Below are 13,587 nucleotides of genomic sequence, written 5' to 3' on the forward strand. Positions count from 1 at the left end.
GGTGCCTCCGACCCCGTAAAATGCCGAGGGTGCGTCCGCCCGCCCGAGGCCCGCACGGAAGGTTGAGTCTGCATGGCCACGGAGATCCCCGGTACGTCAGAGATGGTCGGCACGTCCGAGAGCCCTCTGCTGACCCCTCGTCACCGAGCCGGTGGTCTCGACCGAGAGGACGTCGTGGTCCGCAAGGGCCAGTTCACGCTCCTGAACGGTCACCTCACGCCCCAGCAGTCGATGATCGAGGACCTCCTCTACATCCGTCGGGTGCTCGACGCCGCCCAGGTGCCCTTCCTGCTCGTGCGGGGCAACGACATCCGCCCCGTGATCGCCGTCGACACGGTGCACCGTGACCGCTTCACCGCCGCCATGATCGCGGCCTCGGCCACCGAGCCCTTCTACGCCAAGCCCCGCAAGGGTCAGGCGTCCCTCGTCGTCGAGGGTGGGCTCGAGCTCGAGACCGAGCGCGTCTTCCGCGTCTACCGGCCCCGGGTCGAGCCCATCGGCCGCCTCCGTTACGGTGCGGGCACGGCCGTGCAGGTCGAGTTCTGGATCATCACCGACGACGAGATCCTCGCCCCGACCGAGAACGCGCTGATGCGCACCGAACTGCCCCGTGCCGAGGCCGTCGAAGAGACCGTCGAGCGGTACGGCATCGAGTGGCCCACCCTCGAGCACATGTTCGACGACCACGCCACCGACATCACCTTCGACATCGACATCGTCTTCTCATGGGTCGACGGCAACTCGATCGAGTACCAGCGCGCCCGGGCAGCGCAGGCCAAGCGCCACGTGGTCGGCGAGGGCGACGACTCGGCGGCCCGGTTCCGTCAGATCGACGAGCTCAAGTACGCCCTGCGGTCGGTCTACATGTTCGCGCCGTGGGTCCGCAACATCTACATCGCGACCGACTCGCCCGTGCCCGAGTGGCTGGGCGAGCACCCCCGTGTGCGCGTCGTGCGCAGCGAGGAGTTCTTCAGCGACCTCTCGATGCTGCCGACGCACAACTCACAGGCCGTCGAGTCGCAGCTGCACCACATCGAGGGGCTCAGCGAGCACTTCCTGTACTCGAACGACGACATGTTCTTCGGGCGACCCGTCGCGCCGAGCATGTTCTTCTCGCCGGGCTCCGTCACGAAGTTCATCGAGGCCGACACGCGCATCGGCCTCGGGCACAACAACATCGACCGCAGCGGGTTCGAGAACGCCGCCCGGGTCAACCGACGGCTTCTGCAGCAGCGCTTCGGGCGCGTGCTCACCCGCCACCTCGAGCACACCGCCGCGCCGTTGCGCCGCAGCGTCCTGTTCGAGATGGAGCACGAGTTCGCCGACGAGTTCGCCGCCACGGCCGGCAGCCCCTTCCGCGCGAAGGAGAACATCTCGGTCACGAACTCGCTCTACCACTACTACTCGCTGATGACGGGCCGCGCGATCGTGCAAGAGAACGCGAAGGTCAGCTACATCGACACCACGATGGTGTCGGGGCTGGCGTCGTTGTCCGAGGTGCTGAAGAAACGCGCGTTCGACTTCTTCTGCCTCAACGACGGCAGCTTCCCCGAGGTCACCGACGAAGAACGGACCGCCACGGTCACGGACTTCCTCGAGCGGTACTACCCGTTCCCCGCGCCGTGGGAGAAGGACGAGATGCAGCGCGTCGCCCTCGAGAACGCCGAGCAAGACCGGCGGGCGCTGGGTGCCGAGGCGGCTCAGTCGGGCGAGGCGACCGGATCGTCGTCGAACCGGGGGCTCGAGGGCTCGGACTGACGCAGGTCGTGCCCGCAGGCGCGGCCCGTGGAGTCGGTGCCGCTCGTGCCGTCCGTCAGGCCGTCGACGTGCCGAAGCGGGCCGCCTGCTCGCCCGAGAGGGCTGCGTCGAGACGACCGAGCATGTCGGCACCCATCGTCGGCAGGTCGTCCAGCCGGAACCACCGGGCGTCGGTGTTCTCGCCGTCCGCGGGGGAGGGCTCGCCCGAGACGTAGCGCATGACGAAGGTGTGGTCGAGGTACTGGGCGCGGTCGCCGTTCGGGTAGACGACCTCGCCGGTCACCCCGATCGACGCCAGCCGCTGGGGAACGACGTGGAGGTCGGCTTCCTCGAGCGTCTCGCGGACGGCGGCGTCGGCAGGGTGCTCGCCCGGGTCGACGATGCCCGTCACCGGAGTCCAGGCGCCGGTGTCGGCTCGGCGCACCAGCAGCGTCTCGTCACCGCGGACGACCACCGCGGTCACGCCGGCCAGCCACAGCGGTGCCGTGCCGATCTTCTCGCGAAGGGACAGGACGAAGTCGGGAGTGGCCATGTCAGCACCCTATCGACGGCCCGCCGTAGGCTGACCGCATGCGACTGCCCTGGACCCTTCACGGCTCGGACGTGCGGCGCATCTCCGACATGGCGGGGGAGTCGGTGCTGTTGGCCGGTGGTGGCAGGGCGATCCTGCTGCAACTGGCGAACCCCGGGGTGGGGCACGGCGTCGCGGAGCACAGCGACTTCGTCGAGCGTCCGTTGTCGCGGCTGCACGGCACGATGACGTACCTCTACTCCATCGTCTTCGGCACCCCGTCCGAGGTGGCCCACGTCCGCCGGGTCGTCGGTCGGGCGCACCGTCCGGTGCACGACGGCGAGTCCTCGTCGGTGCGGTACGACGCGTTCGACCCCGGGATGCAGCTCTGGGTCGCGGCGACCCTCTACGACTCGGCCCTGCAGTTGTTCGAGCGGGTGCACGGGCCGATCGACCCGGCCCACGCCGAGACCGTCTACCAGGACTACGCCCTCGTGGGCACGTCGCTGCAGATGCCGCGAGAGCTGTGGCCGGCCGACGTGGCATCGTTCCGGCGGTACTGGGACGACGCCGTCGAACATCTCATGGTGGACGACGTCACCCGTCGGGTCGCGCACGAGCTGTTGCACCCGACGACGGGGCCGTGGTGGCTGAGAGCGGTGATGCCGCTCGCGCGGCTCGTCACCGCGGGGTCCCTGCCGCGCAGCGTCCGAGACGACTTCGGGCTCCCGTGGTCGACCGGCGCCCAGCGTCGCTACGACCGGGTGATGCTCGTCACGGCCGTCGTGGTGCCGCATCTGCCCCCGCGCCTCCGTCATGTGCTCCGTGACGGGTACCTTCGGCGGCTGCGTTCGGCGATGGCGGCCGAGGCGCGCACGCCCTCCCGCGGCTGAGCCGACCCGTCGCCGGGGCCCGGGGCGGCAGCTCCCACCTCCAGTCACGGGGTTCTCATCCCTTGTCGGCAATTCCTGACTCCTGTCACGGTGTCTTCGTCCCTTGTCGGCAACTCCTGCCTCCTGGCACGGCGATCGCAGGCAGGGGCGTGTCGGCGTCGTTCGAGCGACGTGAAGCAGGAATTGCCGACTCGATCGGGCCGTGTTCGGGTCGGTCGGTCCTCGTCGGCCTGACTGCACCGGGACGGCCGTGGGTCGACGGCACCGAGCGGGGGGCGGCAACTCCTGCCCTGTGCCGCACGACGGGCCATGTCAGGCGGGACGAGGTGGCGCCCGCAGCAGGGGGCAGGAATTGCCGACACGAGCGGGCCGCGACCGGGGCGGTCGATCGTCGTCGGCGTGGCTGCACCTGACGAGCGGGGTCGGCTGCACCGAGTGGGTCGGCAACTCCTGCCCTGTGCCGCACGACGGGCCATGGAAAGCGGCGCAGGAGGTCGCGCGCAGCAGGAGGCAGGAATTGCCGACCGTGCGCGAAGCCGGCCGCGGCAGGCGGCACCTGGGCGGCGTGTGGCACCTGGACGGCAGGCGGGGCCGACCCAGCGGGCGAGTGCAGCGCGGCAGGGCCGGGGCGGTGCCATGAGGACCCGCCCCTCAGAGAGTGTCGATCGGCCCCGTCAAGGTGAGGTCGCGCGGCACGACGGGCACCGGGGCCGTGTCGGTCGCCCGGTGGCGAGGGGCGGCCGGGGCGATGCGCACGCCGGCGACGGCCAGCCGTTCGGCCACCACGTCGGCGGGGACGTACTCGCCCACGGTCTCGTAGGTGCCGATCGGCACGACGGAGTGCACGACCGTGCCCTCGTAGACGTGCACCAGGTTGAACGCCTGCGCGCCGTCGCGGCCGCGGGTGCCGCCGCCGGCCACGTTCAGGTCTTGTGTGTAGCAGGTGGCCGACGCGACCGAGACGGGCACGCCCGCGAAGGTGGCGTTGGTCGAGTAGTGCAGGTGTCCGGCGATGATCGAGCGGACGTCGCTGCCCTCGATCACCTCGGCCAGTGCCGCCTGGTCGCGCAGCTCGACGAGCGCCGTCAGGTCTTGCACGCTCGGCACCGGCGGGTGGTGCATGGCGATGATGGTGCCGTCGGGGGCGTCGGTCGAGAGCTCTTCGGCCAGCCAGTCGAGCTGGTCACCGGACAGTCGGCCGAAGTGGTGGCCCGGCACGGTCGTGTCGAGGGTGATGACGCGCAGGCCGTTCACGTCGTAGACGAGATCGACCGGTCGCTGCGAGGGCAGCTGACCGAAGAGCTCGGACCGGAACGCGCTGCGGTCGTCGTGGTTGCCCATGGCCCAGATCACCTGGGCGCCGAGCCGCTCGGCCACGGGCTCGATCAGGGCGCGGAGCTTGCGGTACGCGTCGGGCTCGCCCTTGTCGGCGAGGTCGCCGGTGAAGACGATGGCCTCGGGTCGCCCGTCGGACGCCTCGATCTCGTCCATGATCTGACGCAGTCGGGCCTCGCTGTCGACCGCACCGTAGAGGTCGCGGTCACCGCCGACGAGGTGCGTGTCGCTGAGGTGCAGGATGAAGTGGTTCGGCCTGGGGTGTTCGGCCGTCCGGAGATCCATGGTTCTCTCAATCGATGTCGCCGACGCGGGCTCGGAACGAGACCCTCGTTGTTGATTCGTCACCAGTCCATCACCCGTTTGCCATGAGTGGGGTGAACGTGCGCGCGCGTTTCGGTGAACGGTCGACGAACGGACCGCATTCCCGAGCGACGACGCTAGCCCGGCGCACGGGACGACGCGACCCCCAGGAGGCGGGGGTCGCGTCGTCGGCGCAGCGAACGGTCCGAGGCGTCAGGGCTTGAGGACGACCTTGATGCAGCCGTCCTCCTTGTTCTTGAAGACGTCGTACATGGCCGCGGCCTCGGAGAGCGGCACCGGGTGGGTGACGAGGTCCTCGGTGCCGAGCGGGTCGGTCGGGTCCTCGACGAGCGGCATCAGCGTGTCCATCCACTTCTGGACGTTGCACTGGCCCATCTTGATGGTGATCTGCTTGTCGAACAGCGTGAGGAAGGGCGTGGGGTCGGCGGTGCCGCCGTAGACCCCGCTGAGCGAGACGGTGCCGCCGCGGCGGACGATCTCGAAGGCGAGGTGCATGGCACCCAGGCTGTCGATGCCGGCCTTCTGCATGACGGCCTGGCCGATCGTGTCGGGCAGGGCGGCGGCGAACTTCTGCACGAGGCCGATGCCGGCGTGCTCGTGGGCCTCCATGCCGACGGCGTCCACGACGGAGTCGGGACCACGGTCGTCGGTCATGCCCTTGACGACGTCGGCGACGTCCTTCGTCAGGTCGAGGACCTCGATGCCGTGGCGCTCGGCCATGGCACGACGCTCCGGCACCGGGTCGATGCCGATGACGCGGTAGCCGCGGTACTTTCCGATGCGCGAGGCGAACTGGCCGACCGGGCCGAGGCCCAGCACGACCAGGGTGCCGCCCTCGGGCACCTGGGCGTACTCGACGCCCTGCCACGCGGTCGGCAGGATGTCGCTGAGGAACAGGTAACGCTCGTCGGGCAGGTCGGCCCCGACCTTGACGAGGTTGAAGTCGGCACGCGAGATGCGGAGCTGCTCGGCCTGGCCACCGGGGACCTGGCCGTAGAGCTTGCTGAAGCCGTAGAGGGTGGCGCCCGAGTCGTACTCGGTGACCTGGGTGGTCTCGCACTGCGAGAAGAGTCCGCGGTCGCACATGAAGCAGTGGCCGCAGGCGATGACGAACGGGACGACGACGCGGTCGCCGACCTTGATGCGGCTGACGTCGGGGCCGACCTGGGTGACGACGCCCATGGTCTCGTGGCCGAGCACGTCACCCTTGTCGAGGAACGCGCCGAGCGCGTCGTAGAGATGCAGGTCGCTTCCGCAGATGGCCGCCGAGGTGACCTTGATGACCGCGTCGCCGGGTTCGATGATCGTGGGGTCGGGGACGTCTTCGACGGAGACGTTGGTGACGGACTGGTACGTGAGTGCCTTCATGTGTCCCGTCTACGCCCCTCGGTGCCGTGCCTCCTGAACGAGGGGTACGGGGGCACGGAAAAGCCTCGGGGCGGCCGGGCCTGGGCCCGACCGCCCCGAGGCGGATGCTGCGTGTGGTGTCGCCTAGGCGACAGCCGTCGCGGAGGCGACGATGTTGACGACCTTGCGGCCGCCCTTGTTGCCGAACTCGACCGAGCCGGGGGCGAGGGCGAAGAGGGTGTCGTCGCCGCCGCGGCCGACGTTGACGCCCGGGTGGAAGTGGGTGCCGCGCTGGCGGACGATGATCTCGCCGGCGAGGACGACCTGGCCGCCGAAGCGCTTCACGCCGAGGCGCTGTGCGTTCGAGTCACGACCGTTGCGGGTGGACGATGCGCCCTTTTTGTGTGCCATGTGTTGTCAGCCCCTTAGTTGGTGGTGATCGAGGTGATCTTGACGCGGGTCAGGTCGGCACGGAAGCCCATGCGACGCTTGTAACCGGTCTTGTTCTTGTAGTTCTGGATGACGATCTTGGGGCCGCGCAGGTCGTTCAGGACCTCGCCCTCGACCGTGACCTTCGCCAGGTCGTCGCCCGACAGGATGGTGTCGCCGTCGACGTGCAGGACGGGGACGAACGAGACGGTGTCGGCGGTCGCGGCCTTGAGGCGGTCGACGGTCAGGATCGTGCCGACCTCGACCTTCTCCTGACGGCCACCGGCGCGCACGATTGCGAAAGCCATGGGAACTCCAAAAAAAGTGGGGGATGTGACGCCCGGACTGCCGGACGACGTCGTGGTGCCACGAGGACAACTTGGATAGTCTTTCACAAATGTCACGACCGATCAAACTTCGCCGCCCGCCGCAGTTCACGGCCGAGATCGTCGATGACGCCCGCGAACGCCTGCTCGACCTGCTCGACGACCTGAAGACGCTCACCACCGACCACGCCGACGACATCGAGGTCTGGGGCTCGGCCGTGACGGCGGCCGGCTGGGAGATCGCGAGCCTCGGCCAGTGGCTCGGCCTCGAGGGCGAGGCGGTGCTGCTGCTGGGCGGCGCGTCGTACCCCGAGATCGCCGAGCACCAGGGCACGAGCGCGTCGGCCGTGTACGCCCGGGTCGGCCGGTCGCTCACGCTCGCTCCGTACGCGCACGCGTCCGGCGCCGACGGGGCGACCACCCGCGTCTCGGCCGAGGGCCTCGACCAGGCCCGGGCCGAGTACGACCAGGAGGCGCGGGCCGGCGACCCGACGGACGTCGCCCCGGCGGCCACGCCCGTCGGCGACTCGCTGGCCGACCGCGTGCCCGAGGTGCTGCGGGCCGGCGCCCGCCGAACGACCGAGATCGTCGCCGCCCTGCCGGACTACCGGCGCAGCAGCGTGCTGTCGACGCTGAGCGTCCTCGCCCGCCAGGGCGTGGTCGAACGGGTGGGGCACGGCGTCTACGCCCTGCCCCACCCGCCGACCGACTGACCCCTCCGGCGGCGTCGCTCGATCAGTCCGGGGCGACGGCCACCGCCTCGTGGAGTCCGAACGCCCGCAGCTCGTCGTCTGTGAGCATGCGCGACCGGATCAGGAAGCGCTTCCCTTCAGGACTCTCGACCGAGAACCCGGCCCCGCGGCCGGGGACGACGTCGATGGTGAGGTGGGTGTACTTCCAGTACTCGAACTGGCTGCGCGACATGTAGACCTCGACGGGGTCGATCCCGTCGACGTGCAGGTCGCCGAGGTGGACGTCGACGGCCCCCACCCGGAAGAACCCCACGGGGTAGCACATCGGCGACGAGCCGTCGCAGCAGCCTCCCGACTGGTGGAACATCAGCGGGCCGTGCTGGGCCGTCAGGGCGACGAGGAAGGTCGCTGCCTCCGGTGAGACGTCGACCCGGGAGGGGGTGGAGGCGACCGCCCCGGAGGCGGGGGCCGGCGTGACCTCGCCGACCCGCGCCTCCTCGCCTGACGCTGCTGATGCCGGCGGCGCAGCGGCCGTCTGCTCGGGCGTCATCAGAAGAAGCCCATCGGACCGTCCGCGTAGCTGACCAGCAGGTTCTTCGTCTGCTGGTAGTGGTCGAGCATCATCTTGTGGTTCTCGCGACCGATGCCGGACTGCTTGTATCCGCCGAACGCCGCCCCGGCCGGGTACTGGTGGTACGTGTTCGACCAGACGCGACCGGCCTGGATGTCGCGGCCGGCCCGGTAGAGCTGCGCGCCGTTGCGGCTCCAGACCCCGGCGCCGAGGCCGTAGAGGGTGTCGTTGGCGATCTTGATGGCGTCGTCGTAGTCGCTGAAGCTCGTCAGGGACAGGACGGGGCCGAAGATCTCCTCCTGGAAGATGCGCATCGAGTTGCGGCCCTCGAAGATCGTCGGGTTGACGTAGTAGCCCTCGGTCAGGTCGCCGCCGAGGTCGGCACGGTCGCCGCCGAGCAGAAGCTTCGCGCCTTCCTGCTTGCCGATGTCCATGTAGCTGAGGATCTTCTCGAGCTGGTCGTTCGACGCCTGGGCGCCGATCATCGTGTCCATCGAGAGCGGGTTGCCCTGCTTCACCTTCTTGACACGCTCGACGCCGTCGGCGGTGAACTGGTCGTAGATCGACTGCTGCACGAGCGCCCGGCTCGGGCAGGTGCAGACCTCGCCCGAGTTGAGGTTGAAGAACGAGAAGCCCTCGAGCGCCTTGTCGTAGAAGTCGTCGCGTTCGTCGGCGACGTCGGCGAAGAAGACGTTCGGGCTCTTGCCGCCGAGCTCGAGCGTGACCGGGATCAGGTTCTCGCTGGCCATCTGCATGATCAGGCGCCCGGTCGTGGTCTCGCCCGTGAACGCGATCTTGCGGATGTTCGGGTGGCTCGCCAAGGGAGCGCCGGCCTCGACGCCGAAGCCGTTGACGATGTTGAGGACGCCGGCGGGCAGGAGGTCCTTGATGAGGTCCATGAAGACGTGGATGGACGCGGGGGTCTGCTCGGCCGGCTTCAGGACGACGCAGTTGCCGGCGGCGAGGGCGGGAGCGAGCTTCCACACGGCCATCAGCAGCGGGAAGTTCCACGGGATGATCTGACCGACCACGCCGAGCGGTTCGTGGAAGTGGTAGGCGACGGTGTCGGCGTCGATCTCACCGGTGGACCCTTCTTGCGCCCGGATGGCCCCGGCGAAGTAGCGGAAGTGGTCGATCGCGAGCGGCACGTCCGCGGCGAGGGCCTCGCGGATCGGCTTGCCGTTGTCCCAGGTCTCGGCGACGGCGAGCATCTCGAGGTTCGCCTCCATGACGTCGGCGATCCTGTTGAGGATCAGCGCGCGCTGGGCGATCGTGGTCTTCTTCCACGAGTCGAAGGCCCGCCACGCGGCTTCGACGGCCCGGTCGACGTCGGCCGCGTTGCCCCGGGCGACCTCGGTGAAGACCTTGCCGTTCACGGGGCTCGGGTTCTCGAAGTACTGCCCGCTCGCCGGGGCCACGTACTCGCCGCCGATGAAGTGGTCGTAGCGGGACTTGAAGACCACCTTCGCGTCGGGCTGTCCCGGGGCGGCGTAGGTGTTCGGAGGAGTGGTGACGGTCATGACGGTCCCTTTCGACGACGGTGTCGGGTCGGCGGCGGGGGTCGCCCGCCGGTGGCGGCAGGCTACGTCGGGGGAGGTTGCATCGGGTTGCGCGTCACGGCCCGCGGGCGGGCGCGGCCGCCGGGTTCCGGGGCCTAGGTGAACCGGAGGTGCGGGGTTCCAGGGCTGTGGGGTTCCGGAGGCGCGGGGCGCGAGGGCGCGTCAGTCCCGGTTCTCGAGGGCCTCGAGGTGCGTGACGAGGTGCGTCCGTCGGGGCGATCCCGGGGGCAGTCGACGCAGCAGCTCGAGCAGGACGCGGACGTCGTCGCGGCCCGTGGTCGACTCGGAGTACGACAGCAGGGTGTCGATCGAGCCTCCGGTGAGGAGCGCGTCCCGGACGGTCGCGGCGACCTCGGCCCGGAGGGCGACGACGCCGGGTGCCGTGGACGAGGGGAGGGCCGGGCCCGTGTCGGCCCGCACAGCCGCGCGGTGGGCGCCGCGGTCGACGAGCCCGACGAGCGTGTCGAGGTCGAGCGTCACCGGGCGGGGCAGTCGGTACGGGCGCGACAAGGGGACCAGCGTCGGGTCGAGGGCCTCGACGACGTGGCGGAGGCGGACCATCTCGGGCCGCAGGGTGGACACCGCGTCGACGTCGCCGTAGACCGCGTCGGCCAGCTCGTGGGCGGTGTAGCCGGCGGGGCGGTGGGCGAGCAGGGCCATGATCTCGGAGTGCCGCGCACCCAGCGCGATCCGGCCGTCCCCGACCGTGAGGACCGCCTCGTCGCGACCGAGGGTCGTCAGGCCGGCGGGGGAGTCGGGCCCGGGGCGGACCGGGTGCCGCGCGGTGCGGGTCGGGGCGCGACCGACCGCGGCGAACCCCAGGAGTGCGAGATGCGCCTCCACGGCCGCGACCGTCGCCGTGACCAGGGGCAGCGTCAGCGAGCCGGCCGCCCGCTCGTCGCCCGTGATGTCGACGACGCCGATCAGGCGCCCGTCGACGGGGTCGTGGACCGGCACGGCCGTGCAGCTCCAGGCCCGCACGCGGTGGTTCCAGTGTTCGTCACCACGGATCTGCACGCCCCGGTCGAGCACGAGGGCCGTGCCCGGGGCCGAGGTGCCGACCCGCGCCTCCGACCAGCCGGCGCCGGCGACGAAGAGCATGTCCTCGGCGCGGCGGCGGGCCGTGTGGTCGCCCTCGACCCAGAGCAGGCGCCCGTGCTCGTCGCCGATCGCGACGAGCAGTCCCGAGCCAGAGACGTCGTCCACCAGCAGACGGCGCACCACGGGGAGGGCCGGTGCCAACGGGTGGTCGCGGCGCCGGTCGTCGAGGTCGTCCTCGGGCAGCTCGAGCCGGGGCAGGCCGTCGGGATCGAGCCGGCGTCGGGAGGCGCGGTCCCACGACTCGCGCACCACCCGGCGCTGCGGCCCGACGTCGCGGGGCGGACGGCTCGCGGTCAGGGGCATCGAGCACCAATCGTCGTCGATCGGGGCGAGGCGGCCGTCGTGCGGCGTCGTCGCCGGGGTGCTGTCAGCGTACGACGGCGCGCGGCCCCGGGGAAGGGCGCCGCGTGGGGGTCTGCTGTGACCTCACGGGACCGGTCGAACCGTCGGCAAATCCTGCGTGCCGTCGCGGCGGCGCGAGGCGCCCCCCGTGTACCCGGGCTGTCCGTCACCGCGGGCGACAGGAGGCAGGACTTACCGACGCGTGGCGTCGCGGGTGGCCCCGATCGTCGCGTCCAGCGCCTCGGGCCACGGGGTCGGTTCGATGCCGAGCAGGCGTTCGCTCTCGGACGAGTCCACGACGAAGGGCGAGTCGAACTGGTACTGCATCGCCCTCACCTCGCGGAGGAACGGCACCGTGCGGGTCAGGCCGGCCCACAGCAGCGGGTTCCACGGTCGGACGCGACCGGTCAGGCCGTACCGGCGCCGCGCCTCCTCGGCGATCTCGACCCGGGAGGCGTGGGTGGCGTGCGGTGTGAGCCAGGCGCGACCCCACTCGTCGTGGTCGATCGCCGCCACGAGGGTCGAGACGACGTCGGGCAGGTACGCCCAGGCGTGCGGCTGGGTCACGTCGCCGACCGCGTGGGCGGTGCGGCCCGCGACGAGCGGGCCGAAGAAGTCGCTGCCGAGGTGGGCATTCCGCCCGGCGCCCGGCCCGAAGTAGTCGCTCGCGCGCACCTCGACGGCCCGGACGCCCCGGTCGGCCGCGGCCAGGAGGCGTTGCCAGCTGTCGGCGCGCACCCTGCCCTTCTTCTCGGTGGAGGCGAGGGGCGTGTGCTCGGTCATCGGCTCGGACACCGGCCCGTGGCCGTAGAGGTTCCCCATCAGCACGATGCCCGCCCCCGTGGTGGCGGCCGTCTCGATCAGGGCCGTGGTGAGGGCCGGCCACTCCGTGCCCCAGGCGGGGTAGGGCGGGTTCGAGCAGACGACGATCGTGTCGGCGCCGTCGGCCGCGCTCGTCAGGGCGGCGGCGTCCTTCGCGTCGAGCGTGAGCGCGGCGGCACCGGCGACCTCGGTGCCGCGGCGGGTGGCGACGCGCACGGTGTCGCCGCGCTCGGCGAGGCGGCGGACGAGGGGGGTGCCGATGGCTCCGGCTCCGACGACGAGATGGGTGGGCATGGGTCCTCCTGGGGACGGCTGACGAGAGCGGTGCTCTCGCATATCACTGTACGGTGAAGGCGTTCCATGCGCAAGAGCAGTGCTCTCATTTGTGTCCCGTGCTCTCGGGCTACAAGATCGGGGCATGACCACGAACGCAGGGGACGGCGACCGCGCCCGGCCCACCGGCGGCGTCCGCGAGCGGGCACGGACCGAGATCGTCGAACGCGCCCTCGCCTCGGCCCACCGGCAGTTGGCCGAGGTGGGCGCGGCCGCCCTGTCGGTGCGCGCCGTCGCGCGCGACCTGGGCATGGCCTCGTCGGCGATCTACCGGTACTTCCCGAGCCGCGACGCCCTGCTGACCCGCCTGATCACCGACGCCTACGTCGACCTCGCCGAGGCCGCCCGACAGGCCGAGCAGGCGGTCGACCGCGCCGACCACCAGGAGCGGTTCCGTGCCACGGCCCGCGCGACCCGCCGCTGGGCGATCGCCGACCCGCACCGCTACGCACTGCTCTACGGGTCGCCCGTCCCCGGGTACGCGGCCCCGGTCGACACCGTCGAACCGGCGATCGCGGTGGGTCTGCTGTTGCTCGGGGCGGTCGACGACGCGGCGGCTAGCGGAGCCTCGCTGCGGGCGATGCCGGTGCGGGCCGGCCTGGCCGACGAGTTCGCGCAGCTCGCCCAGGGTCTGGGGGCATCGGTCGCCCCCGGTGTGCTGGCCGCGGGCATCACCGCCTGGACCTCCCTCTACGGGCACCTCAGCTTCGAACTCTTCGGGCACCTCACCAACGTCGTCACCGATCGCGACGCCTGGTTCGAGACCTTCCTCGACGAGCAGATCGCGCGGATCTGGGGCTGACGCCCCGGCGACGGCAGGACGCGCCGTTCGCGGCAGGACGCGCCGTTCGCGGCGGGACGCGCCGTTCGCGGCAGGAAAGGCGTCGACGGCAGGAGGCGCGGGTCAGCTCGCGCAGTCGATGCAGAGCCGGGCGGTGGGTCGCGCCTCGAGCCGGGCTTCGCCGATCCGCGCCGAGCAGCGCTCGCAGCGGCCGAAGGTGCCGTGGGCGAGCCGGGCCAGGGCGGCCTCGGCATCGGCGGCACGATCGAGGGCCGACCGTCGGACGGCGTCGAGCTGCGATCGCTCGTAGGCGATCGTCGATCCCTCGGGGTCGTGCTCGTCGTCGACGTTGGCTCCCTCGCGGGCCGTGGCCACCGCCTCCATGTCTCCGAGCAGTCGCGCGGCCAGCGCCTGCGCCTCGTCGCGTGTGACGCGCAACCGGTCGGAGGGATCGAGCATGCGG

14 protein-coding genes are annotated in these 13,587 nt (G+C 71.2%); 4 read left to right on the forward strand and 10 right to left on the reverse strand.

The genetic code is table 11. The features are described from left to right. Positions 1–102 precede the first annotated feature (102 nt). Positions 103–1,758, forward strand: coding sequence for a stealth family protein (locus ASG28_RS04020; RefSeq protein ID WP_235477848.1), 1,656 nt, complete (start codon positions 103–105; stop codon positions 1,756–1,758). Positions 1,759–1,813: 55 nt separating this feature from the next. Here ASG28_RS04020 and ASG28_RS04025 read toward each other — a convergent pair whose 3' ends face one another. Further along, positions 1,814–2,290 carry an NUDIX hydrolase gene (locus ASG28_RS04025; RefSeq protein ID WP_055972273.1) on the reverse strand — a complete coding sequence of 159 codons (477 nt, stop codon included), beginning with the start codon at positions 2,288–2,290 and terminating at the stop codon, positions 1,814–1,816. A gap of 38 nt (positions 2,291–2,328) precedes the next feature. On the opposite strand from ASG28_RS04025, the gene ASG28_RS04030 reads away from it, so the two are divergent. Beyond that, entirely contained in the window at positions 2,329–3,162 is an 834-nt protein-coding gene (locus ASG28_RS04030; RefSeq protein ID WP_055972276.1) for an oxygenase MpaB family protein, read from the forward strand. 651 nt (positions 3,163–3,813) lie between these two features. On the opposite strand, the gene ASG28_RS04035 is transcribed toward ASG28_RS04030, so the two are convergent. From ASG28_RS04035 to rplU, 4 genes are all read right to left on the reverse strand, one after another. Beyond that, on the reverse strand, positions 3,814–4,782 hold the full coding sequence (locus ASG28_RS04035; protein WP_043596140.1) for a phosphodiesterase: 969 nt from the start codon (positions 4,780–4,782) through the stop codon (positions 3,814–3,816). A 231-nt stretch (positions 4,783–5,013) separates the two neighbouring features. Then, a complete protein-coding gene (locus ASG28_RS04040; protein ID WP_055972279.1) occupies positions 5,014–6,189 on the reverse strand; it encodes an alcohol dehydrogenase catalytic domain-containing protein in 1,176 nt (391 codons plus the stop codon). Between the two features lie 123 nt (positions 6,190–6,312). Then, entirely contained in the window at positions 6,313–6,579 is a 267-nt protein-coding gene (gene rpmA, locus ASG28_RS04045; protein ID WP_043596143.1) for a 50S ribosomal protein L27, read from the reverse strand. A 14-nt stretch (positions 6,580–6,593) separates the two neighbouring features. Beyond that, a complete protein-coding gene (gene rplU, locus ASG28_RS04050) occupies positions 6,594–6,905 on the reverse strand; it encodes a 50S ribosomal protein L21 (RefSeq protein WP_054144935.1) in 312 nt (103 codons plus the stop codon). A gap of 89 nt (positions 6,906–6,994) precedes the next feature. On the opposite strand from rplU, the gene ASG28_RS16990 reads away from it, so the two are divergent. After that, on the forward strand, positions 6,995–7,636 hold the full coding sequence (locus ASG28_RS16990) for a hypothetical protein (protein WP_055972280.1): 642 nt from the start codon (positions 6,995–6,997) through the stop codon (positions 7,634–7,636). A 22-nt stretch (positions 7,637–7,658) separates the two neighbouring features. Here the strand turns inward: ASG28_RS16990 and ASG28_RS04060 are convergent, their stop codons facing one another. The 4 genes from ASG28_RS04060 to ASG28_RS04075 all read right to left on the reverse strand — a co-directional run bounded on the left by ASG28_RS04060 (position 7,659) and on the right by ASG28_RS04075 (position 12,304). Beyond that, positions 7,659–8,165, reverse strand: a complete 507-nt coding sequence (locus ASG28_RS04060) for a DUF779 domain-containing protein (RefSeq protein WP_082454348.1) — start codon at positions 8,163–8,165, stop codon at positions 7,659–7,661. Beyond that, positions 8,165–9,706 carry an acetaldehyde dehydrogenase ExaC gene (gene exaC, locus ASG28_RS04065; protein WP_055972284.1) on the reverse strand — a complete coding sequence of 514 codons (1,542 nt, stop codon included), beginning with the start codon at positions 9,704–9,706 and terminating at the stop codon, positions 8,165–8,167. Before exaC ends, ASG28_RS04060 begins: the two co-directional genes overlap by 1 nt. A 201-nt stretch (positions 9,707–9,907) precedes the next feature. Then, positions 9,908–11,149, reverse strand: coding sequence for a GAF domain-containing protein (locus tag ASG28_RS04070; RefSeq protein ID WP_055972287.1), 1,242 nt, complete (start codon positions 11,147–11,149; stop codon positions 9,908–9,910). A 231-nt stretch (positions 11,150–11,380) separates the two neighbouring features. After that, positions 11,381–12,304, reverse strand: coding sequence for an NAD-dependent epimerase/dehydratase family protein (locus tag ASG28_RS04075; protein WP_055972289.1), 924 nt, complete (start codon positions 12,302–12,304; stop codon positions 11,381–11,383). A 124-nt stretch (positions 12,305–12,428) separates the two neighbouring features. Between ASG28_RS04075 and ASG28_RS04080 the strand changes: the two genes are divergently transcribed. Beyond that, positions 12,429–13,145: a TetR/AcrR family transcriptional regulator gene (locus ASG28_RS04080; RefSeq protein WP_055972291.1), complete on the forward strand. Its 717-nt coding sequence runs from the start codon at positions 12,429–12,431 to the stop codon at positions 13,143–13,145. 102 nt (positions 13,146–13,247) lie between these two features. On the opposite strand, the gene ASG28_RS04085 is transcribed toward ASG28_RS04080, so the two are convergent. Continuing rightward, positions 13,248–13,583 (reverse strand): TraR/DksA family transcriptional regulator, encoded by a 336-nt coding sequence (locus tag ASG28_RS04085; RefSeq protein WP_055972294.1) that lies wholly within the window; start codon positions 13,581–13,583, stop codon positions 13,248–13,250. Positions 13,584–13,587: the final 4 nt, after the last annotated feature.

Source organism: Frigoribacterium sp. Leaf415 (genome assembly GCF_001424645.1).
Taxonomy (GTDB): Bacteria; Actinomycetota; Actinomycetes; order Actinomycetales; family Microbacteriaceae; genus Frigoribacterium.

What these genes read in the sequence shown, in the direction of transcription:
- ASG28_RS16990 (WP_055972280.1), top strand. Translation starts at nt 6,995, where the DNA reads ATGTCACGACCGATCAAACTTCGCCGCCCGCCGCAGTTCACGGCCGAG.
- rplU (WP_054144935.1), bottom strand. Translation starts at nt 6,905, where the DNA reads ATGGCTTTCGCAATCGTGCGCGCCGGTGGCCGTCAGGAGAAGGTCGAG.
- ASG28_RS04075 (WP_055972289.1), bottom strand. Translation starts at nt 12,304, where the DNA reads ATGCCCACCCATCTCGTCGTCGGAGCCGGAGCCATCGGCACCCCCCTC.
- ASG28_RS04070 (WP_055972287.1), bottom strand. Translation starts at nt 11,149, where the DNA reads ATGCCCCTGACCGCGAGCCGTCCGCCCCGCGACGTCGGGCCGCAGCGC.
- ASG28_RS04035 (WP_043596140.1), bottom strand. Translation starts at nt 4,782, where the DNA reads ATGGATCTCCGGACGGCCGAACACCCCAGGCCGAACCACTTCATCCTG.
- ASG28_RS04085 (WP_055972294.1), bottom strand. Translation starts at nt 13,583, where the DNA reads ATGCTCGATCCCTCCGACCGGTTGCGCGTCACACGCGACGAGGCGCAG.
- ASG28_RS04025 (WP_055972273.1), bottom strand. Translation starts at nt 2,290, where the DNA reads ATGGCCACTCCCGACTTCGTCCTGTCCCTTCGCGAGAAGATCGGCACG.
- ASG28_RS04020 (WP_235477848.1), top strand. Translation starts at nt 103, where the DNA reads ATGGTCGGCACGTCCGAGAGCCCTCTGCTGACCCCTCGTCACCGAGCC.
- ASG28_RS04040 (WP_055972279.1), bottom strand. Translation starts at nt 6,189, where the DNA reads ATGAAGGCACTCACGTACCAGTCCGTCACCAACGTCTCCGTCGAAGAC.
- rpmA (WP_043596143.1), bottom strand. Translation starts at nt 6,579, where the DNA reads ATGGCACACAAAAAGGGCGCATCGTCCACCCGCAACGGTCGTGACTCG.
- ASG28_RS04080 (WP_055972291.1), top strand. Translation starts at nt 12,429, where the DNA reads ATGACCACGAACGCAGGGGACGGCGACCGCGCCCGGCCCACCGGCGGC.
- ASG28_RS04030 (WP_055972276.1), top strand. Translation starts at nt 2,329, where the DNA reads ATGCGACTGCCCTGGACCCTTCACGGCTCGGACGTGCGGCGCATCTCC.
- ASG28_RS04060 (WP_082454348.1), bottom strand. Translation starts at nt 8,165, where the DNA reads ATGACGCCCGAGCAGACGGCCGCTGCGCCGCCGGCATCAGCAGCGTCA.
- exaC (WP_055972284.1), bottom strand. Translation starts at nt 9,706, where the DNA reads ATGACCGTCACCACTCCTCCGAACACCTACGCCGCCCCGGGACAGCCC.